The sequence below is a fragment of the Streptomyces sp. NPDC055254 genome (assembly GCF_053606025.1).
This window is the reverse complement of record NZ_JBSGQV010000018.1, coordinates 1-18,518: the sequence shown is the minus strand read 5'-3', so window position 1 is coordinate 18,518 and position 18,518 is coordinate 1. Positions and strand designations below refer to the sequence as shown.

General features: G+C 73.0%; 14 protein-coding genes. 3 read left to right on the top strand and 11 right to left on the bottom strand.

Translation table 11 applies throughout. From position 1 onward, the window contains the following. Nucleotides 1–71: 71 nt before the first annotated feature. Nucleotides 72–2,843: a phosphoenolpyruvate carboxylase gene (gene ppc / locus ACWFQ8_RS18855; RefSeq protein WP_453787373.1), complete on the bottom strand. Its 2,772-nt coding sequence runs from the start codon at nucleotides 2,841–2,843 to the stop codon at nucleotides 72–74. A gap of 340 nt (nucleotides 2,844–3,183) precedes the next feature. Between ppc and ACWFQ8_RS18850 the strand changes: the two genes are divergently transcribed. Both ACWFQ8_RS18850 and ACWFQ8_RS18845 read left to right on the top strand, forming a co-directional pair. Beyond that, nucleotides 3,184–4,170: an acyl-CoA desaturase gene (locus tag ACWFQ8_RS18850; protein ID WP_453787372.1), complete on the top strand. Its 987-nt coding sequence runs from the start codon at nucleotides 3,184–3,186 to the stop codon at nucleotides 4,168–4,170. After that, nucleotides 4,167–4,841 carry a TetR family transcriptional regulator gene (locus tag ACWFQ8_RS18845; protein ID WP_453787371.1) on the top strand — a complete coding sequence of 225 codons (675 nt, stop codon included), beginning with the start codon at nucleotides 4,167–4,169 and terminating at the stop codon, nucleotides 4,839–4,841. The genes ACWFQ8_RS18850 and ACWFQ8_RS18845 overlap by 4 nt, the downstream gene beginning before the upstream one ends. A gap of 335 nt (nucleotides 4,842–5,176) precedes the next feature. On the opposite strand, the gene ACWFQ8_RS18840 is transcribed toward ACWFQ8_RS18845, so the two are convergent. Continuing rightward, a complete protein-coding gene (locus ACWFQ8_RS18840; RefSeq protein ID WP_453787370.1) occupies nucleotides 5,177–6,034 on the bottom strand; it encodes a trans-aconitate 2-methyltransferase in 858 nt (285 codons plus the stop codon). Between the two features lie 160 nt (nucleotides 6,035–6,194). On the opposite strand from ACWFQ8_RS18840, the gene ACWFQ8_RS18835 reads away from it, so the two are divergent. Beyond that, a complete protein-coding gene (locus ACWFQ8_RS18835; protein ID WP_453787369.1) occupies nucleotides 6,195–6,692 on the top strand; it encodes a MarR family winged helix-turn-helix transcriptional regulator in 498 nt (165 codons plus the stop codon). Here the strand turns inward: ACWFQ8_RS18835 and ACWFQ8_RS18830 are convergent. The 9 genes from ACWFQ8_RS18830 to ACWFQ8_RS18790 form a co-directional block, all read right to left on the bottom strand. Continuing rightward, nucleotides 6,651–7,415, bottom strand: coding sequence for a LuxR C-terminal-related transcriptional regulator (locus tag ACWFQ8_RS18830; RefSeq protein WP_453787368.1), 765 nt, complete (start codon nucleotides 7,413–7,415; stop codon nucleotides 6,651–6,653). The two genes, ACWFQ8_RS18835 and ACWFQ8_RS18830, sit on opposite strands and share 42 nt — an antisense overlap. 478 nt (nucleotides 7,416–7,893) lie before the next feature. Continuing rightward, nucleotides 7,894–8,841, bottom strand: coding sequence for a UDP-glucose 4-epimerase GalE (gene galE / locus ACWFQ8_RS18825; protein WP_453787454.1), 948 nt, complete (start codon nucleotides 8,839–8,841; stop codon nucleotides 7,894–7,896). A 141-nt stretch (nucleotides 8,842–8,982) separates the two neighbouring features. Further along, nucleotides 8,983–9,672 carry a response regulator transcription factor gene (locus ACWFQ8_RS18820; protein ID WP_453787367.1) on the bottom strand — a complete coding sequence of 230 codons (690 nt, stop codon included), beginning with the start codon at nucleotides 9,670–9,672 and terminating at the stop codon, nucleotides 8,983–8,985. A gap of 131 nt (nucleotides 9,673–9,803) precedes the next feature. Next, on the bottom strand, nucleotides 9,804–11,513 hold the full coding sequence (locus ACWFQ8_RS18815) for an outer membrane protein assembly factor BamB family protein (RefSeq protein ID WP_453787366.1): 1,710 nt from the start codon (nucleotides 11,511–11,513) through the stop codon (nucleotides 9,804–9,806). A 40-nt stretch (nucleotides 11,514–11,553) separates the two neighbouring features. Beyond that, nucleotides 11,554–13,215 carry an outer membrane protein assembly factor BamB family protein gene (locus ACWFQ8_RS18810; RefSeq protein ID WP_453787365.1) on the bottom strand — a complete coding sequence of 554 codons (1,662 nt, stop codon included), beginning with the start codon at nucleotides 13,213–13,215 and terminating at the stop codon, nucleotides 11,554–11,556. Nucleotides 13,216–13,392: 177 nt separating this feature from the next. After that, a complete protein-coding gene (locus ACWFQ8_RS18805; RefSeq protein ID WP_453787364.1) occupies nucleotides 13,393–15,195 on the bottom strand; it encodes an ABC-F family ATP-binding cassette domain-containing protein in 1,803 nt (600 codons plus the stop codon). A 132-nt stretch (nucleotides 15,196–15,327) separates the two neighbouring features. Then, entirely contained in the window at nucleotides 15,328–16,221 is an 894-nt protein-coding gene (locus ACWFQ8_RS18800; RefSeq protein ID WP_453787453.1) for a 4-(cytidine 5'-diphospho)-2-C-methyl-D-erythritol kinase, read from the bottom strand. Nucleotides 16,222–16,226: 5 nt separating this feature from the next. Then, nucleotides 16,227–17,129: a 16S rRNA (adenine(1518)-N(6)/adenine(1519)-N(6))-dimethyltransferase RsmA gene (gene rsmA / locus ACWFQ8_RS18795; protein WP_453787363.1), complete on the bottom strand. Its 903-nt coding sequence runs from the start codon at nucleotides 17,127–17,129 to the stop codon at nucleotides 16,227–16,229. Next, nucleotides 17,126–18,518, bottom strand: a 1,393-nt coding sequence (locus ACWFQ8_RS18790; RefSeq protein WP_453787362.1) for a ubiquitin-like domain-containing protein, incomplete at its 5' end; no start/stop codon positions are given. The genes rsmA and ACWFQ8_RS18790, both read right to left, overlap by 4 nt.

The window sequence follows — 18,518 nt, the reverse complement described above, 5'->3', positions numbered from 1 at the left end:
GCCCGTAGCCCGCGACGGGAAGGGCCCCCGCACCGGCGACGGTGCGGGGGCCCTTTCCGTGTGTCCGGAGGTCAGCCGGTGTTGCGCAGGCCCGCGGCCACGCCGTTGACCGTGAGCAGCAGGGCGCGGGCGAGCAGGGGGTCCGCCTCCTCGCCCCGGGCGGCCGCGGCCCGCTGGCGGGCCAGCAGGGACACCTGGAGGTAGGAGATCGGGTCCAGGTAGGCGTCGCGCACGGCGAAGGTCTGCTGGAGGACGGGGTGGGAGTCCAGCAGCTTGTCCCCGCCGGTGATCCGCAGGACTTCGCGGACGGTGAGCTCGTGTTCGGCCTCGATGCGGTCGAAGACGTGGCGCAGGTCGTCGGGGACCAGGGTCTCGACGTAGTGGCGGGCGATCCGCAGGTCGGTCTTGGCCAGTGTCATCTCGACGTTGGACAGGAAGTTGCGGAAGAAGTGCCAGCGCTCGCCCATCTCGGCGAGGGCGTCGGCGTGCCCGGACTCCCGCAGGGCCTTGAGGCCGGAGCCGACGCCGTACCAGCCCGGGACGATCTGCCGGGACTGGGTCCAGCCGAACACCCACGGGATCGCGCGCAGGCCGTCGAGGCCGGCGCCGGAGTCGGGGCGGCGGGAGGGCCGGGAGCCGAGGTGCAGGTCCGCGAGCTGGTCGACCGGGGTGGCGGCGAAGAAGTACGCGGGGAGGTCGGGGTCCTCGACGAGCGCGCGGTACGCGGCGTGCGCGGCGTCGGAGACGGTGTCCATCGCGGCGTCCCAGCGGGCGAGGGCCTCGTCGGACTGGCGGGGCGCGGTGTGCAGGGCGGAGGCCTGCAGGGTGGCGGCGACGGTCAGTTCGAGGTTCTCGCGGGCCAGTGAGGGGACGAGGTACTTGTCGGAGATGACCTCGCCCTGCTCGGTGACCTTGATCTCGCCCTCCAGGGTGCCCCAGGGCTGGGCGAGGATCGCGTCGTGCGAGGGGCCGCCGCCGCGGCCCACGGTGCCGCCGCGGCCGTGGAAGAGGCGCAGCCGCACGCCGTAGCGGTGGGCGACGTCGCGCAGTCGGCGCTGGGCGCGGTGGATCTCCCACTGGCTGGTGGTGATGCCGCCGAACTTGGAGGAGTCGGAGTAGCCGAGCATGACTTCCTGAACGTCGCCGCGCAGGGAGACGAGGCGCCGGTAGGAGGGGTCGGCGAGCATCTCGTCGAGGATGACGTCGGCGGCGCGGAGCTCGTCGGTGGTCTCCAGCAGGGGGACGATGCCGATCTTGGCCCAGCCGCCGTGGAGGTCGATCAGGCCGGCCTCGCGGGCGAGGACGGCGGCCGCGAAGACGTCGTCGGCGCCCTGGCACATCGAGATGATGTAGGACTCGATGACCTCGGGGCCGAACTTCTCGAAGGCGTCCTTGACGGCGCCGAACACGCCGAGCGTCTTGTGGCCGGCGGCGTCGAGCGGGGCCGGGGTGGGGGCCAGGGGCCGGCGGGAGCGGAGCTCCTTGGCGAGGAGCTTCTGGCGGTAGTCGCGCGGCATGTCGGCGTAGCGCCAGGATTCCTCGCCGAGCCGGTCGAAGAGCTGGCCGAGGGCGTGGTGGTGGGCGTCGGCGTGCTCGCGGACGTCCATGGTCGCGAGCTGGAGGCCGAAGGCGGCCAGGGTGCGGATGGTGCGGTCCATGCGGCCGTCGGCGAAGAGCGCGCCGCGGTGCTCGCGCAGGGAGGTCTGGATCAGGGTCAGGTCGGTGAGCAGTTCGGCGGTGCCGAGGTAGTCGCGGCCCTCCTCGTGGGGGGTGCCCTTGGCGAGGCGCTCGCGGGTGTTGACGAGCTTCTGCCGGATGCAGGTGGCCTTGAGGCGGTAGGGCTCCTCGGCGTTCAGCCGCTTGTAGCGCGGGCTGATCTCGGGGAGGCGCTCCAGGTCGGCCTGGAGGGAGGCGAGGAGTTCCTCGGTGGCGCCGGTGTAGCGGATGGAGTTGGACAGCAGTCCGCGCAGGAAGTCGACGAGTTCGAGGGCGTCGGTGATGCCGTGCTCGTGCTGGAGGATCAGCACGTCGCGGGTGACCTCGGGGGTGACGTTGGGGTTGCCGTCGCGGTCGCCGCCGATCCAGGTGCCGAAGGTCAGGGGGCGGGTTCCGGCGGGCAGCTCGACGCCGACGCGCTGGAGTTCGGCGGCGAGGTCCTCCAGTACGTCGCCGACGGCTCCGGCGTGCAGTTCGTCGAGGTAGTAGATGGCGTTGCGGGCCTCGTCGGCCGGCTCGGGGCGCACCACGCGCAGTTCGTCGGTCTGCCACACGAGGTCGATGTTCTCGGCGAGGCGCAGGTCGTGGCGGCGGCGGTCGCCGGCGCCGGTGACGGGCTCCTCCAGGAGGGCGGCGATGCGGCGCAGCTTGTTCAGCACGCTGCGGCGGGCGGCCTCGGTGGGGTGCGCGGTGAAGACGGGCCGGACGTTGAGGTTCCGGACCGTTTCGCGCAGGTGCTCGGGGTCGGCGTCCTTGAGCATGTCGGCGGTGCGGGCGAGGAGCCCGCCTTCGGCGGCGCGGTGGGCGCGCAGTTCCTTGCCGCGGTGCACCTGCTCGGTGACGTTGGCGAGGTGGAAGTAGGTGGAGAAGGCGCGCACGAGCTTGGCGGCGGTCTCCAGGTCGATGTCGCCGAGCAGCGCGGCGGCGGCTTCGCCGTCGGTGCGGGTGAGGGCGCGGACGCGTTCGACGAGATCGAGGAGGTCTTGGCCCTCCTGGCGTACGAGGGTCTCCCCGAGAAGGTCGCCGAGGCGGCGGATGTCCGCCCGCAGCTCCGCGTTGGCGGTGGCGGCCGAGGTGGCGGGGGCGGCCTGCTGGGGGGCCTGGGGGGCCTGGTCAGCACTGCTCACAGGTGCGGCTCCTTGCAGTGTTCGAGCGCTACTGGGCTGTGGGCTCCCGGCGGCGCGCGGCGCTGCCGCTCCTGATGCGCAGCTCGGGCTGCCCGTGCGGACCGCGCTGTCCGACGACAACAGGATAGGTGTCCGATCCCGATGCCTGGGCAAATGTCTCAGCAGTCGGCCGGGGGGCCGGGCTCGGACGCGCCCCGTATGCGCACTCCTCTTGCCCGGGGCTCCGTATTTGCCATACTTACGATGCCGTAGGTTACGGGCCCGTAGGGTCCGCGGCCGGGCCCCCCGGCTGCCACCGGACCCGTTTTCTTCTTCGACTCCTCACCCCCAGGGGACCCTCATGACCACCACTCCCGAACTGATCGAGGACGCTTCCGCGCCCTCCGATGCACCGGCGCCCGAGCCGTCCGCGACGCTCGGCGGCGAGAACAAGCGGTCCGTCGAGCAGCTCGCCCTCCTGCTGTTCATCACCGTCCCCTTCGTCGCGCTGCTGGGGGCGGTCCCGCTCGCGTGGGGCTGGGGGGTGAGCTGGCTGGACCTGGGCCTGATGGTGTTCATGTACTTCCTGGCCTGCCACGGCATCACCATCGGCTTCCACCGCTACTTCACGCACGGTTCCTTCAAGGCGAAGCGGCCGCTGCGGATCGCGCTGGCCGTGATGGGGTCGATGGCGGTGGAGGGGCCGCTGGTGCGCTGGGTGGCGGACCACCGCAAGCACCACAAGTACTCCGACCACGAGGGCGACCCGCATTCGCCGTGGCGGTTCGGGGAGACCCTGCCGGCGCTGATGAAGGGCCTGTGGTGGGCGCACATCGGCTGGCTCTTCGACGAGGAGCAGACCGATCAGCAGAAGTACGCCCCCGACCTGATCAAGGATCCGGCGATCCGGCGGATCTCGCGGGACTTCATCTTCTGGACGATGCTGTCGCTGGCGATCCCGCCGCTGGTGGGCGGTCTGGTGACGATGTCCTGGTGGGGTGCGTTCACGGCGTTCTTCTGGGGCTCCCTGGTGCGGGTGGCGCTGCTGCACCACGTGACGTGGTCGATCAACTCGATCTGCCACGCGGTGGGCAAGCGGCCCTTCAAGTCGCGCGACCGCTCGGGCAACGTGTGGTGGCTGGCGGTGCTGTCCTGCGGCGAGTCCTGGCACAACCTGCACCACGCCGACCCGACCTCGGCCCGGCACGGTGTCCTGCGCGGCCAGGTCGATTCGAGTGCGCGGTTGATCCGCTGGTTCGAGCAGCTGGGCTGGGCGACGGACGTGCGCTGGCCCTCGGAGGCCCGCATCGACGCCCGGCGCAGGGAAAACGACGCGAACCCGGCATGATGGGGGGCGTGGCGATCGACGGCGGTAATTCCAGCAGCGACAAGCCCAGGCGCGGCCGCCGGGTCCGGATGACCGGCGCGGAGCGGCGTCAGCAGCTGCTGGACATCGGCCGGACCCTGTTCGCCGAGAAGGGTTTCGAAGGCACCTCGGTGGAGGAGATCGCGGCGAAGGCCGGGGTGTCCAAGCCGGTGGTGTACGAGCACTTCGGCGGCAAGGAGGGCCTGTACGCGGTCGTCGTGGACCGGGAGATGCGCCAGTTGCTTGACGGGGTGACGGGGGCGCTGACGGCCGGGCACCCGCGGGAGCTGCTGGAGCAGGCGGCGTTCGCGCTGCTGGACTACATCGAGTCGTACACGGACGGTTTCCGCATCCTCGTACGGGATTCCCCGGTCGCGCAGTCCACGGGTACCTTCGCCTCGCTGATCAGCGACATCGCGACGCAGGTCGAGGACATCCTGGGCCTGGAGTTCAAAGCGCGGGGGTTCGATCCGAAGCTGGCCCCGCTGTACGCCCAGGCGCTGGTGGGCATGGTGGCGCTGACCGGGCAGTGGTGGCTGGACGTGCGCCGCCCGAAGAAGGCGGAGGTCGCCGCGCACCTGGTGAACCTGGCCTGGCACGGGCTGGACGGTCTGGAGTCGAAGCCGCACCTGGTGGGCCGCCGCAAGAACTGATGGCGCGGCGGGCCCGCGCGCGCGTCAGGCGCCCCGTCACCGGAGGTCCGGTGACGGGGCGCCGTCGCGTGATGCCGCGCTCCGGGGCCCGGGACGTTCTCGGTCCCGGAGCCCCTCGGGGCCCGCGACCCGTCAGTTCCGGAGTCTGCCGCCGCCCCCCTCGGCTCCGCGGCGCGCCCCCGGCGCGCCTGCGGACGGGCTGCCCCCGCGCGCGGCGGGGAGGGACGGTTTGGGGATCCGCGGCGTGCCGCGGACGTCCCTGCGGTCGGTGTGGACCCGCTCCTGGCAGCTCGGTGGAACGGCGGGCCGGACGTGCTGGGCGGTGGTGGGCACGGTCAGGCCTCCTTGCGGGCGACGGCGAAGATGCGGCGGAACGGGAAGACGGTGCCGCGCGGCCCGGCCGGGTAGGACGCGCGCAGCCTGTCGCGGTACTCGGTGAGGAAGGCGTCCACGGCGTCCTGGTCGTCGCCGAGGGCGGTGAGTACGGGGCGCAGGGCGGTTCCCTTGACCCAGTCGAGCACCGGGTCGGGGCCTTGGAGGAGCTGGTGGTAGGTGGTTTCCCAGACGTCCACGGCGCAGCCGAGCTCGGTGAACCGGGCAAGGTATTCGGCGGGTTCGAGCAGGTGGATGTAGCGGGCGCCGTGGCCGGCGAGCCGGCCGCGCCAGCGCGGCGCGTCGCAGAGCTCGGCGAGCAGGGCGTGGCTGGGGGCCGTGAAGTTGCCGGGGATCTGGAAGGCGAAGGTGCCGCCGGGGCGCAGGCCGTTGATCCATGCGCCGAAGGATGCGGGATGACTGGGGACCCACTGGAGGGCCGCGTTGGAGACGATCAGGTCGTAGGGCTCCTCGGGCAGCCAGGTGCCGAGGTCCGTGCGGCGGAAGTCGAGACTGCCGCCGCCCGGGGTGGGGCCGGCGTACTCGTCGGCGGCGCGGTGGAGCATCTCCGGGGAGAGGTCGAAGCCGGTGATGCGGGCGTCGGCCCACCGTTCGGTGAGGAGCGCGGTGACATTGCCGGGGCCGCAGCCGAGGTCGGCGATGCGGGCGGGCCGGGTGGGCAGCTCGGGTATGCGGGTCAGCAGGTCCAAGAAGGGGCGGGTGCGGTGTCCGGCGTGCCGGAGGTACTGCTGGGGGTCCCAGGTGGGGGCGGGGGGAGCGGTGGCCGTGGGGATCCCGGCCTGTTCGGTATCGGAATACATGTTCGAGCCTCCCTGCTGGCGGGGCGGTCGGAAGCGGAAGCCGTTCCGGCCCCTCCATGCCCCATGGTCGCTGCATTTATATCTCGCTTTCAAGATACTTCACATCGAGATACTCGACCTCAAGAGACTTCACATCGACAGACCCCTTACACTGATCGGCATGGAGGACGAGGTCGACCGACTGGTCGCGGCATGGCGGCGGGAGCGCCCTGACCTCGACGTGGAACCGCTTGAGGTCCTGAGCCGCGTCAGCAGGCTCGCACGCCATCTCGACCGCGCCCGCAGGCTGGCCTTCGCCGAGCACAACCTGGAGCCGTGGGAGTTCGACGTCCTGACGTCCCTGCGGCGGGCCGGCGCTCCGTACCAGCTCTCGCCCGGACAACTGCTCACCCAGACCCTGGTCACCTCCGGAACCATGACCAACCGCATCGACCGGCTGGCGAAGAAGGGCCTCGTCGAGCGGCTTCCGGACCCGAGCGACCGGCGCGGGGTCCTGGTGCGGCTGACCCCCGAGGGGCGGGACCGCGCCGACCAGGCCCTCGCCGGCCTACTGGCCCAGGAGCGGGCGATCCTCGCCCGGCTCTCGCAGCACCAGCGCGGCGACCTCGCCGCGCTGCTACGCCAGTTGACCGCTCCGTTCGACAACGTCCCCGGCTAGGTCCGCCGGCCGTACGCCCGCCCGCCGGGCCAGTGCCACCGCGGCCAGCGTGGAGTGCACGCCGAGCTTGCCCAGCACGTTCTGCATATGGGTGCGGACGGTGTGCGGGGACAGGAACAGCCGTGCGGCCACGTCCTTGCGGCCCAGGCCCGCCACCATGCAGCGCAGCACCTCGTGCTCGCGCGGAGTCAGCGACTCGACGAGCCGTTCGCTGTCCGTACGGTGCTTGCGCGCCGCGGTGAGCTCCCGGAGCACCCCCGTCAGCAGGGCGGGCGGCAGGTGGGTCTCCTCCCGCAGCACCCCCCGGACCACGGCCAGCAGACGCGAGAGCGAGCAGTCCTTCGCCACCCAGCCCGAGGCTCCCGCCTGCAGGGCGACCGCCGCCCGGCGGGGGTCGTCGCGCTCGGCCAGCACCACGGCACGGACCGCCGGGTGGGACACCCGCACCCCGGCGACCAGCGCGATCCCGTCGGTGGTGGGCGGCGGACCGGCGCCCGGGTCCCGCTGGGCGGGCACGGCCCCGCCGACGGCGCCGAGATCGGCGTCGACCAGCAGGACGTCGTAGCGGCGGCCCTCGGCCACCGCGCGTTCGAGGCAGCGCAGGGCGGCGGGACCGCTGCCCGCCGCGGACACGTCCACGTCGGGCTCGGCCGCGAGCGCGGCTGCGAGCGATTCGGCGAAGATGCGGTGATCGTCGACGACGAGTACCCGGATACGAACCACAGAACCCCCAAGGGTCGGGGAACGGACGGCGGCGGGTACGACGCCCGGACCGGGTGATCCACAGCTGCCGCGGCCGCCGCCGAGACATCTCTGCACTACCCCGGACCGGACGTCGTACCCGACGTGTCTCGACCCCTGAATCAACACCGGCCCCCACCGGTGTCACGCATCAGCGTAGGCCCGGGGGCGGCTCGCGGTTGGCCGAATAGCGGAAGTTTTTCCAGCGATTTTCCCCCACGGCCGCAACGAACGGCCTTTGTGGTGGCTTGAATTCGGCTGCCCCTGAGGTCCGGTTGCCGGCTCGGTGACCGGGGTGTGCCCCCGGCAGTTGCACGGGGTCCGTTTCACCCGGCGTGTGCACGCCGGGCGCCCGCGCACGGCGCCTGCCGCCCGCGCGCGGCGCGCACGCACACGCCCCCCGCACCCGGAGGTGCGGGGGGCGCGGAGGAAACCGCTGGTCCGGCCGGGACCGGCCGGGTCAGGAGGTGTGCGCGCGGGCGAAGTTCCACGCGTCCGAGATGATGCCGGTGAGGTCCGAGCGGCTCGGCGTCCAGCCCAGGCGCTCGTGCGCCGTGCGGGCCGAGGCGACCAGCATCGCCGGGTCGCCGGCCCGGCGCGGGGCGACGACCTCCGGGATCTCGTGGCCGGTGACCTTGCGGACCGTCTCGACGACCTCGCGCACCGAGAAGCCGCTGCCGTTGCCCAGGTTGCAGATCAGGTGCTCACCGCCGGTCGCCGCCTCCAGCGCGGCCAGGTGGGCCTGCGCCAGGTCGGCGACGTGGATGTAGTCGCGCACGCACGTGCCGTCCGGGGTCGGGTAGTCCTCGCCGAACACCGAGATCGACTCGCGCTGCCCGAGGGCGACCTGGAGGACCAGCGGGATCAGGTGGGTCTCGGGCGCGTGCCGCTCGCCGAACTCGCCGTACGCGCCCGCCACGTTGAAGTAGCGCAGCGAGACGGCGGCCAGGCCGTGCGCCACGCACTCCCCGGCGATCATGTGGTCCACGGCCAGCTTGGAGGCGCCGTACGGGTTGGTGGGCGCCGTCACCGAGGCCTCGGTGAGCAGCCCCTCCGTCGGCTCGCCGTACGTGGCGGCGGTGGAGGAGAACACCAGCTTGCGCACGCCCGCCCCGCGCATGGCGGCGAGCAGGGCGAGGGTGCCGCCGACGTTGTTCTCCCAGTACTTGCCCGGGTTGACCACGGACTCGCCGACCTGCGAGGAGGCGGCGAAGTGCAGCACGGCCTCGTAGGAGTCGTCGAGGTACTCCGCGGCGTCCTGGATGCGGCCCTCGATGAAGTCGGCGCCCGCCGGGATCCCGGCGCGGAAGCCGGTGCTGAGGTCGTCGAGGACGGTGACCTCGTGTCCCGCCTCCAACAGGTGGGCGGCGACGACGCTGCCGACGTATCCGGCGCCACCGGTGACCATGTACTTGAAGTGGGGGCCCTTGCTCACTGGCCTACTGCCTCTCGCGGGGGAACGCACTGGGGTGTGCCTGCACGTGCTGGTCACTGGCTTACCCGATGCGGCACCCCCGGGGGAAATCGGCGGCCCCCGGCCCGTTCTGCGCTAGAGGGGTGCGGAGGTGACGGACGGGGGCGCCGCGCGGTCCAGGAGGCCGGTACGGGCCGCCAGAGCGGCCGCCTCCAGCCGCGAGCCCACGCCCAGCTTCATCAGGACCCGTTGGACGTGCGTCCGCGCGGTGCTCGGCGCGATGGCCATGCCCGCGGCGATGAGCCGGGTGTCCTCGCCCTCGGCGACCCGGACCAGCACCTCCACCTCGCGCGGGGTCAGCAGCCGCAGCAGCCGGCTGCCCTCGTCGTCGGGCTGGGCGGCGGGGTTGAGGAGCTCCGCGAAGGCGCCCTGCAGGAGCTGCGGGGAGATGGCCACCTCCCCCGCCCGGGCCTTGGCAAGTGCCCGCTCCACGCCTTCGATGCGCTCGTCCTGGCGGACGTAGCCCGAGGCTCCGGCGGCGAAGGCGGCGGCGATCCCGCGCGGGCTGGGCACCGGGCCGAGCACCACGACGGCGATCTGCGGCCGCTCCCGTTTGATGCGGACGACCGGCTCGAAGACCCCCGGCTCGGCGGGCGCGGCGGTGCCCAGCAGGCAGACCTCCGGTGCCCGGCTGATCACCAGCTCGGCGGCGCCCGCGGCCGGGGCGGCCGCGGCGAGCACGCGGTGCCCGCGCAGTTTCAGGGCCGAGGCGAGCGCCTCGGCCAGCAGCCGGTGCTCGTCGACCACCACGACCCGTACGCCCATTGAGGCACCCCACCCCCACCCTTCTGCCCCGGCAAGCTACACGCTTGTTCGACGGCGCGCGGGGGATACCGCGCAGAAGCCCCCGGAAGGGCGGACCTTCCGGGGGCTTCGGGCGGGGCGCGACGGCCGGCTCAGCCCGTCGTGTACGAGACGAAGAGGTACTCGGGGTCGCCGCCCCCGGAGTACGGCTTGCGCGCGTAGTGGCGGGAGATGAACAGCCTGCCGTTGCCGTAGCGGTACTCGGCGCCGGTGGGCGTGACACCGGTCTCGATGCGCTGGCTGGCCCGGTCACCCGGGTTCTCCATGAGGAGGGTCTCCTTCATGGTCGTGCCGTCGATGCTGACGATCTGGCCGCCCTTGTCGTACGGCGGGATCTTGTAGGCGATGACGTTCGACCCGTCCATCCGCAGCGGCATGATCTGGTACCGCTCGCCCGCGTCGGCGCGGTCGGTGGTCTGCTTGCCGGTCGCCAGCTCGAAGGAGAGCAGCTCGTTGGTCCGGGCGCCGCTCGGGTCCTGACCCTGGTGCTCGTAGGAGGGCACGTAGACCTTGCCGTTGCCGACGACCATGTTGAGGCACTGCTCGACCTCGGTGGCCGGGCACTTGGGGTTGAAGTTGCCCGAGGCCAGGGAGATGCGCGAGGTGAGCTGGCCCGCGTCGTCGAGGACGAAGAGGTCGCTGACGTTGGTGGCGTTCTTCGCGGTGCCGCCCACGTTGGCCGCGACGACCAGCGGCTTGGTGGAGATGATGCCGGCCCACTCGATGCCCGCGGAGAGCTTGTACGAGTACTTCGGCGCTCCGGTGGCCGGGTCCAGGGACTGCGCGTGCAGGGTCTGGTTGGGGCTGCGGCCGCACTTGCGCAGGACCGCGAGGGCCTCGCCGCCCGCGTAGCCGAGGTCGTAGCAGCCCTCGCCGTCGACCTTGGGCTGCCACAGCGGCTTGCCGTCGGTCAGGTTCCAGGCGGCGCCGCCCGAGAGTCCGCCCGCGGCGACGGTCTGGCCGCTGAGGGAGACTTCGGAGAAGGTCACGTTCTTGTCGCCGCCGGTGCTGGACTTGGCGGCGGCGGACCACAGGAGCTTGCCGGTGTTCAGGTCGATGACGCCGACCTTCGTGCACGGCTGGTACTTCTTCTCCGGCGTGGGCAGGGCCTCTTCGAAGAGGATCGCCGTCTTGTTGTCGGTGATGTGCCGGGTCGCGGCGCAGACCTGGGCGGGGAGCGGGATCTCCCACTTCTTGCCGCCGTCGACGAGGTTGTAGCCGACGACCTTGGCCACGTCGGACTTGATGTAGGTGGAGTCGGTGAGCCAGGAGCCCTTGACCGTCACCTGCTCCTCGGGGGCCGGCAGCGGCAGGTTCAGCAGGGGCTTGGACTTGGGGTTGGCCGGCACCTTCTCGGTGCCGCCCGCGCCCGCCTGGGGCTTGTCGCCGTCCGGGGAGCCGCTGGGGCCGCCGTCCGCGGTGTTCTGGCGGGCGCCGCCGCCGTCGTCCGAGACGTACCAGAAGCCGCCGCCGATGATGAGGACGATGGCCAGCAGCGCCGCGCCTACGATCATCAGCTGGGTGCGCACCTCGTTGCCGCCGCCCGGGCCGGCGGGGGGCGCGGCGACGGCCATGGGCGCGGTGGGCGCGCCGTACGGGGCCGGGGCGCCGGGCTGCGGGTAGCCGTAGCCCGCGGGGGGCTGCTGCGGGACCGTCGGCGGCTGCTGGGGCGGGGGCGGCGGCGTCGGAGGCTGCTGCGGGGGCGGCGGGGGCGCGCCGAACCCGCCGGGCTGCTGCGGGGGCGGCGTGGGGGCGCCGAACCCGCCGGGCGGCGGCTGGTGGGGGGGCGGCGGGGTGCTCATCGGTTGCTACTGCCTCTCGTGGGCGGCTCGGTGGACGCGTTCACTTGCCGAAGACCATCAGGAGCTTCTCGTCCTTGCCCTTGGCCTGCAGGCGCGTGGCCGAGAGGAAGAACCGGCCGTCCGCGTAGTGGGCCTTCGGGGAGAAGAAGGAGTTCTCCACCTCCGCGGCCGGACCGGACGGGTGGCGCAGTACCGCGGTGGGGGTGCCGCCGGCCGCGGGGACGGTGAGGACCTCGCCGGCGCGGTCGTATCCGGCCTGGCGGTAGAAGACCAGCTGCCCGCCCGCCGCCTTGAGGGGGAGGATGGTGCGCTTCTCCCCGGCCGGGGTGCGCCACTTGGCCTTGCCGGTGCCCAGGTCGAAGGCGACGATCTCGTTGCCGACGCCGACCTCCGGGGAGGTGGGCAGGTACAGGACGTCGCCGTCGACGGCCGCCGGCCGGCAGGTCATCAGGTCGCGGTCGCCCAGCCCGCATCCGGAGGCGAAGCTGCCCTCGCCGGTGACCTGGGTGCGCAGCTTGCCGTCGGCACCGAGGACCACGATGGCGCGCTGCTTCTTCGCCTGGTCGGAGACGTCGACGACGACGGGGTTCACGGAGTAGACGTTGGTGACCTTCAGGCCCTTGGCGAGCCGGTAGGACCAGGTCTTCTTGCCGGTGGTGGGGTCCGCGTCCTGGATCTCGACGGTGCTGTCCGCGTCCTGGCAGGTCGCGATGGCGATCATCTTGCCCTTGTCGGCGGCGTAGGAGTTGGCCTTGCAGCCCTCGGGGCCGCTGCCGGCGAAGAGCCTGTCGCCGGTGCTGACCTTGAAGGCGCTGCTGGAGATGAACCGGTTGATCGCGACGGTGTCCCCGGTGATGGTCGGGCTGGCGTCCGTCATGATGTCGAACAGGCCCTCCTTGGGCACTTCCTTGGTCCAGCCCTCCTTGCCCGCCTTGAGGTCGATCATCTTCATCTGGTTGCAGACGGCGCCGTCGCCGTCACCGTCCTTGACCACGACGACGGTCTTGCCGTCGTCGGTGGTCTGGCCGGTCACCCCGCAGACCTCGGCAGGGAAGTCGATCTTCCACTTCTCCTTGCCGTCGGTCACGGCGTAGCCGACGAGGGACTTCCAGACCGTCTTGGCGACGGTGTCGCCGACCACCCACTGGCCCTTCGCCCCGACTCCGGAGCCGGGTCCGTCGATCTTGCTGGTCTTGAGCCAGAGGACCTTGTCCTCGCCCTGCTTGCGGCCGGAGTTGAGGTCGGCCTCCGCGCCGCCGTCGCCGCTGCCGTCGCCGCTGTCCACGGAGGCGGAGGGTTCGGCGCCGGAGGGCGGGGAGCTCTGCGCGACGGGCGCCTCGGGGCCCTTGCCGTCGCCGTCGGCGAAGAAGGCGACGTACGTGCCCGCTCCCAGGACGAGGACGCCGGCGACCGCGGCGGCGACCAGTACGGTCGTCTTCTTCTTCGGCGGCGCCCCGGGGGCGCCCGGCGGCATCAAGGGCGCGCCGGGAGGCGCCGGCGGGTAGCCGTAACCGGGCTGCTGCTGGGCGCCGTACGGGGGTTGCTGCGGCGGCTGCCCGTACGGCGGTTGCTGCGGCGGCTGCTGCGCGTACGGGTTGGCGCCCTGCGGGGGTTGGCCGTAACCGCTCGGCGGCGGGCCGGGCAGGTGCCCGTAACCGGAAGGTGTCGGCGGCTGGTTCGGCGGCTGGGGCGGCTCGGTCATCAGCGCACACTTTCGGCATCAGGGGGTGGGGAGGATGACCTTTCTATCACTGACGTCGCACATACATCGGGCCGGTCCGCCCCCTGTACCCAAGGGCGGACCGGCCCGTGACACCGCCGTTATCGGGTCGGTCGACCTGCGGTGGGGCCCCTGCGGGGCCGTCCCGGGAAGCGGGAACTACGCCTCCTCGGCCAGCTCCAGCCAGCGCATCTCCAACTCGTCGCGCTCCGAGAGCAGTTCCCGCAGCTCCGCGTCGAGCTTGGCCACCTTGTCGTAGTCGGTGGAGTTCTCGGCGATCCGGGCGTGCAGGTTGTTCTCGCGGTCGGACAGCTTGTTCAGCTGCCGCTCGATCTTCTGGAGCTCCTTCTTCGCCGCGCGGGAGTCGCCGGAGGAGGTGGACTTCGCCGCGGCGGCGGCCGGGGCGGGCGCCGGGGCGGCCGCCTCGATCATCTTCTGCCGGCGCTCCAGGTACTCGTCCAGTCCGCGCGGCAGCATCCGCAGGCTCGCGTCGCCGAGCAGCGCCATCACCGTGTCGGTGGTGCGCTCGATGAAGAACCGGTCGTGGGAGATCACGATCATGGACCCGGGCCAGCCGTCGAGGAGGTCCTCCAGCTGGGTCAGGGTCTCGATGTCGAGGTCGTTGGTGGGCTCGTCGAGGAAGAGGACGTTGGGCTCGTCCATCAGCAGGCGCAGGATCTGCAGTCGGCGCCGCTCGCCTCCGGAGAGGTCGCCGACCGGCGTCCACTGCTTGTCCTTGGTGAAGCCGAACTGCTCGCACAGCTGGCCCGCGGTCATCTCCCGGCCCTTGCCGAGGTCGACGCGGTCGCGGACGCGCTGCACCGCCTCCAGGACCCGCAGGGACGGGTCGAGTTCGCCGACCTCCTGCGAGAGGTAGGCCAGCTTGACCGTCCTGCCCACGCTGACCTTGCCCGCGGCCGGCTGGACCTCGCCCTGGGTGCGGGCGGCTTCGGCCAGGGCGCGCAGCAGGGAGGTCTTGCCGGCGCCGTTGACGCCGACGAGGCCGATGCGGTCGCCGGGGCCCAGGTGCCAGGTCAGGTGCTTGAGGAGGGTCTTCGGCCCGGCCTGGACGGTGACGTCCTCCAGCTCGAACACGGTCTTGCCGAGCCGGGCGTTGGCGAAGCGCATCAGCTCCGAGCGGTCGCGCGGCGGGGGCACGTCGGCGATCAGCTCGTTGGCGGCCTCGATGCGGTAGCGGGGCTTGGAGGTCCGGGCGGGGGCGCCGCGGCGCAGCCAGGCCAGCTCCTTGCGCATCAGGTTCTGCCGCTTGGACTCCTCGGTGGCGGCGATCCGCTCCCGTTCGGCGCGGGCGAAGACGTAGTCGCTGTAGCCGCCCTCGTACTCGTGCACGTCTCCGCGCTGGACGTCCCACATCCGGGTGCAGACCTGGTCGAGGAACCACCGGTCGTGGGTGACGCAGACCAGGGCGGAGCGGCGTTCCTGGAGGTGCTTGGCCAGCCAGGAGATGCCCTCGACGTCGAGGTGGTTGGTGGGCTCGTCGAGGACCAGCAGGTCCTGGTCGGCGATGAGCAGCTGGGCGAGCGCGATGCGGCGGCGCTCGCCGCCGGAGAGCGGTCCGATGACGGTGTCCAGGCCCTGGCCGAAGCCGGGCAGGTCGAGTCCGCCGAAGAGGCCGGTCAGCACGTCGCGGATCTTGGCGTTGCCGGCCCACTCGTGGTCGGCCATGTCCCGGATGATCTCGTGGCGGATGGTGGCCGTCGGGTCGAGGGAGTCGTGCTGGGTGAGGACGCCCATGCGCAGGCCGCTGTTCTGGGTGACCCGGCCGGTGTCCGGTTCCTCCAGTTTGGCCAGCATCCGGATGAGGGTGGTCTTTCCGTCGCCGTTGCGGCCGACGACACCGATCCGGTCCCCCTCGGACACGCCGAGGGAGATGCCGTCGAGCAGGGTACGTGTGCCGTACACCTTGCTGACTGCCTCGACATTGACCAGATTGACGGCCATCAGACGCGCTCCAGGGAAGGGGTGTGGATCAGCCCCTCAGCCTAACCCTCCGCGCCGGGGCGGATCGTTTTGCCGGATCCGGCCGCCCGGACCGCGCGTTCGTACGGCCGCGGCGGGGTCGATCCGGCGCGGTCAGGCGGACGGCAGGACCGTGGCGCCCGGGGCCGGGCTGGACGCCACCCGCGTGGCCCGGCACGTGCCGGAAGCCTCCAGCGCCGCCGCCACCTTCGCGGCGGCCTCCGCGTCCCGGACCAGGAACGCCGTCGTGGGACCCGACCCCGAGACCAGGCCCGCCAGCGCGCCGCCGTCGGTGCCCGCCGCCAGCGTGTCGGCCAGCCGCGGCCGCAGCGACAGCGCGGCCGGCTGGAGGTCGTTGACCAGGGCTCCGGCCAGCGCGTCCGGATCCCCCGAGGCCAGGGCCGCGAGCAGCGCCGGCGACGCCACGGGCTCCGGGATCCGCGTACCGGCGGCGAGCCGGTCGAACTCGCGGAACACCGCCGGGGTGGACAGGCCGCCGTCGGCCACCGCGAACACCCAGTGGAACGCGCCGGCGTCCACCGGGGTGAGCAGCTCGCCGCGCCCGGTGCCCAGCGCCGCGCCGCCCACCAGGCTGAAGGGAACGTCGCTGCCCAGCTCCGCGCAGAGGTCCAGCAGTTCCGCCTGCGGCGTGTCCAGGCCCCACAGGGCGTCGCACGCCAGCAGGGCCGCCGCCCCGTCCGCGCTGCCGCCCGCCATGCCGCCGGCGACCGGAATGTTCTTGGCGATGTGCAGGTGGACGGCGGGCTCCACGCCGGCCCGTGCCCCGAGGACCTCGGCGGCGCGCGCGGCGAGGTTGGTGCGGTCCAGCGGGACCTGGTCCGCGTCCGGGCCCTCGCAGGTGACGGTCAGCGCGTCGGCGGCGGTCGCGGTCACCTCGTCGTACAGCGAGACGGCGAGGAATACGTTGGCCAGGTCGTGGAAGCCGTCGGGGCGGGCCGCGCCCACCGCCAGCTGCACGTTGACCTTCGCGGGGACCCGTACGGTCACGCGGTTCACAGGGCGGGCCTCTCCTGCGCGGGCTTGTGCTCGGCGATCGCGGCGAACTGCTCCACCGTCAGGGACTCCCCGCGCGCCTGCGGCGAGACGCCCGCGGCGACCAGCGCGGCCTCGGCGCCCGCCGCGGAACCGGCCCAGCCGGCCAGCGCGGCGCGCAGCGTCTTGCGGCGCTGGGCGAAGGCCGCGTCCACGACCGCGAAGACCTCCGCCTTCGAGGCGGTGGTCTTGATCGGCTCGGCCCGCCGGACCAGCGAGACCAGTCCGGAGTCGACGTTCGGCGCGGGCCAGAACACCTTGCGGCCGATGGCGCCGGCGCGCTTGACGTCGGCGTACCAATTGGCCTTGACCGAGGGGACCCCGTACACCTTGTTGCCCGGCTCGGCGGCGAGCCGGTCGGCGACCTCGGCCTGCACCATGACCAGGGTCCGCTCGATGCTCGGGAACCGGTCGAGCATGGTCAGCAGCACGGGGACGGCCACGTTGTAGGGCAGGTTCGCCACGAGCGCGGTCGGCGCCGGGCCGGGCAGCTCGGTCACGAGCATGGCGTCGGAGTGGACCAGGGCGAAGCGGTCCTTCCTCGCGGGCAGCCGCGCCTCGATGGTGGCGGGCAGCGCCGCCGCGAGGACGTCGTCGATCTCGACCGCGGTGACCCGGTCGGCGACCTCCAGCAGCGCGAGGGTCAGCGAGCCCAGCCCCGGCCCCACCTCGACGACCACGTCGTCCGGGCGGACCTCGGCGGTCCGCACGATGCGGCGCACGGTGTTGGCGTCGATGACGAAGTTCTGCCCCTTCTGCTTCGTCGGCCGCACGCCGAGGGCGGCGGCCAGCTCCCGGATGTCGGCCGGGCCGAGGAGGGCGTCAGAAGGGGTCTCGTTGGGCTGCTGCTCTGCGGTGCTCACCGGTAAAGCCTACGGCCGCAGTGCGGCCACGGACTCGCGCCCCGTTGTACGTAGAGCTTCTTGGCCCGGTACGTCTGTTCCGCGCCCGACGCGTCCTGGGGGCGGCCGGAGCCGCCGAGGGCCTGCCAGGTGCGCACGTCGAACTGGTACAGGCCGCCGTAGGTGCCCGAGGGGTCGGTGGCGGTGGGGCGGCCGCCGGACTCGCACTGGGCGAGGGCTGCCCAGTCGAGGCCGTCGGCCCCGGAGACGGAGGTGGGCAGCGGTCTCGTGCCGACCTTGACGAGCTGGGTGACGGGCTCGCGGACGACCTCCTCGGCGATGCGGCGGGGCTTCTGGCGGACCCCGTTGACGGTGCGCAGGCCGTACGTGACCCGGCGCGCCCCGGGCCGGCCGGCGCGCTCGACGATTTCGGTGCCGGCGAAGAGGCCCGGGTCCCGCACCTTCTCGGTCGTGTACGGGATGCGCTCCTCGCGGACCTCGCGGGTGCCGGTGATGCGCAGGACGGTGACGGTCTGGCCGTCGCGGGGGAAGGTGTCCGGGGGGACGGAGGTGGTGTCCTGGCCGTTCAGGGTGATGCCGGCCTGGTCGAGGGCTTCCTGGACGGTGGCGGCGTTGGTGCGGATGGTCCGTTCGCGGCCGTCGGCCATGAAGGTCACGCTGCGCTCGGTGCGGACGCCGAGGGTCAGGCCGGACCTCGGGACCGGGGCCGTGCGCGGGGCGGAGAGGTAGGCGCCCTCGGCGCGGACGCCGAACTGGCGCAGGGCGCCCTCGACGGTGCGGGCGGTGGTCCACACCTCGCGCCGCTGTCCGTCGAGGGTCAGGCGCAGGGGGCGGCCGTAGCGGACGACGACCTCCTCGCCGTCGTCGAGGGGCTCGCCGGGGGCGGGTGCGACGAGGTCGTGCGGTCCGATGCCGACACCTTCGGCGGCGAGGAGTTCGTCGACGCCGTCGGCGAAGGTGTGCAGGGTCCTCGGTACGCCGTCCACGGTGAGCCGTACCGATTTGTCGGCGGCGACGAAGGCGGAGGTGCCGCCCGCGAGGAAGGCGACGACCAGCGCCTGCGGCACGATCCGCCGCCAGGTCCCGCCCGGGGCGGGTGCCCGGAGATCGGCGCCGCGTGCCGTGCCGGAGCCCGCCGCGGCCCGGCGCCGGGCGCGTCCGGCGGGCGGGGCGTCGGGCTCCGCCAGGGCGCCGCCCCGGCGGCGGCCGGTGCCCGGTACGGGCGGGGCCGCGAGGTCGGCGTCGGCGGTGGCGCCCCGACGGCGGCCCGTGCCCGTCGCGGCGGCGGGTACGGGCGGAGCGGGCGGGGCCGCGAGGTAGGCGTCGGCCGTGGCGCCCCGGCGGCGGCCCGTGCCCGTCGCGGCGGCGCCGGGCGCGGGGGGTTCCTCC

What these genes read in the sequence shown, in the direction of transcription:
- ACWFQ8_RS18815 (WP_453787366.1), bottom strand. Translation starts at nt 11,513, where the DNA reads ATGAGCACCCCGCCGCCCCCCCACCAGCCGCCGCCCGGCGGGTTCGGC.
- ACWFQ8_RS18840 (WP_453787370.1), bottom strand. Translation starts at nt 6,034, where the DNA reads ATGTATTCCGATACCGAACAGGCCGGGATCCCCACGGCCACCGCTCCC.
- ACWFQ8_RS18835 (WP_453787369.1), top strand. Translation starts at nt 6,195, where the DNA reads ATGGAGGACGAGGTCGACCGACTGGTCGCGGCATGGCGGCGGGAGCGC.
- ACWFQ8_RS18820 (WP_453787367.1), bottom strand. Translation starts at nt 9,672, where the DNA reads ATGGGCGTACGGGTCGTGGTGGTCGACGAGCACCGGCTGCTGGCCGAG.
- ACWFQ8_RS18805 (WP_453787364.1), bottom strand. Translation starts at nt 15,195, where the DNA reads ATGGCCGTCAATCTGGTCAATGTCGAGGCAGTCAGCAAGGTGTACGGC.
- ACWFQ8_RS18810 (WP_453787365.1), bottom strand. Translation starts at nt 13,215, where the DNA reads ATGACCGAGCCGCCCCAGCCGCCGAACCAGCCGCCGACACCTTCCGGT.
- ACWFQ8_RS18845 (WP_453787371.1), top strand. Translation starts at nt 4,167, where the DNA reads ATGATGGGGGGCGTGGCGATCGACGGCGGTAATTCCAGCAGCGACAAG.
- galE (WP_453787454.1), bottom strand. Translation starts at nt 8,841, where the DNA reads ATGGTCACCGGTGGCGCCGGATACGTCGGCAGCGTCGTCGCCGCCCAC.
- ACWFQ8_RS18850 (WP_453787372.1), top strand. Translation starts at nt 3,184, where the DNA reads ATGACCACCACTCCCGAACTGATCGAGGACGCTTCCGCGCCCTCCGAT.